Here is a 1,286-nt window from a genome sequence, read left to right as displayed (position 1 = left end):
AAAGTGGAGTTCTTAACCCTTGTTGAAAATACCGACAAGGAGTTCAGAGATGAGTGACAAGCAAGTGCGTGCGCAGTACACGCGAGAGTTCAAGCAGGAGGCTGTTCGGCAGGTTCGCTCGGGTCAGGCGATTGCGGTGGTGGCCAAGGTACTGGGCATTCCCAAAGCGAGCCTGGGCAACTGGGTGCGGCTGTCAGCCAAGGGAGAATTGGACGGTACGGGCGGTGGTGACAAGAGAATCCATATCTCGCCCGAGCAGATGGAGATAGCCCGGTTGCGTGCAGAGAATGCTCGCCTTCGCATGGAGCGCTACATCGCAAAAAAAGCCGCGGCTACCTTCCGCAGGACACGCTGCGAGGTACGCCTGGATTCACCAAATGAGAAAGCTGTACCCGGTGAGTGTGTCCTGTGGGGTGCTGGAGGTCAGCGCGAGCGGGTACTTCAACTGGCTGCGCCGGCGGCAGGCTGGCCACGGTGGACCTGCCCGGCGTCACAGCGACGAAGCCCTGCTGGCGTACATGCGCGCCATCCACGCCGAGGTCAAGGGCGAATACGGCTGGCCACGCATGCACAAGGAGCTTGTGGCCCGAGGCATCCGGGTGGGCAAAGACCGGGTTCGCAAGCTCATGCAGCAGCATGGCATCAAGGCCAAAACGAAGCGCAAGTTCGTGGTGACCACCGATAGCCGCCACAGCCTGCCGGTGGCGCCCGACTTGGTGCAGCGGCGCTTCAACCCTGAAGCTCCCAACCAGCTCTGGAGTGGCGACATCACCTACATCCAAACCGACGAAGGCTGGCTGTACCTGGCCGCCGTCATCGACCTGTTTAGCCGCCAGGTGGTGGGCTGGAGCCTGCAGTCGCACATGCAGGTCAGCCTGGTCAAGGACGCGCTGACCATGGCGTGGTGGCGCCGCAGGCCGCCACCTGGGGTGATATTCCACAGCGACCGGGGCAGCCAGTATTGCAGCCATGAGTTCCAGGATGCCTTGAAGGACTGGGGCATGCGTTCATCGATGAGCCGCAAAGGCAACTGCTGGGACAACGCACCGACCGAGAGTTTCTGGGGCCGGCTGAAAACAGCCAGCGTGCATGGGCACAAATTCGCTACCCGTGAGCAGGCCAGGCAGGCGGTGATGGACTGGATGGCCTTCTACAATCACCGCAGGCTGCATTCATCGCTGGACTACCTCAGCCCGATGCAGTACGAGCATCGCTGGTACGAGGCACAGCGTAAAAAGGCCGCGTGAATCGTGGGTTAAGAGCTACACGAAACAGGGGCAAGGTCA

1 protein-coding gene is annotated in these 1,286 nt (G+C 61.1%); it reads left to right on the top strand.

Translation table 11 applies throughout. The features are described from left to right. The first annotated feature begins 49 nt into the window (after nucleotides 1–49). Nucleotides 50–1,247 (top strand): IS3 family transposase gene (locus MJ602_RS16645; RefSeq protein ID WP_243021862.1). Its coding sequence is split into 2 segments (ribosomal slippage): nucleotides 50–345 and nucleotides 344–1,247, totalling 1,200 coding nucleotides; the frame shifts between segments, so codons are not numbered across the junction. Nucleotides 1,248–1,286 lie beyond the last annotated feature (39 nt).

This window comes from Simplicispira sedimenti, assembly GCF_022760965.1.
In the GTDB taxonomy this organism is placed as follows: Bacteria; Pseudomonadota; Gammaproteobacteria; order Burkholderiales; family Burkholderiaceae_C; genus Simplicispira; species Simplicispira sedimenti.
This window is presented reverse-complemented; position numbering and strand designations above follow the sequence as displayed.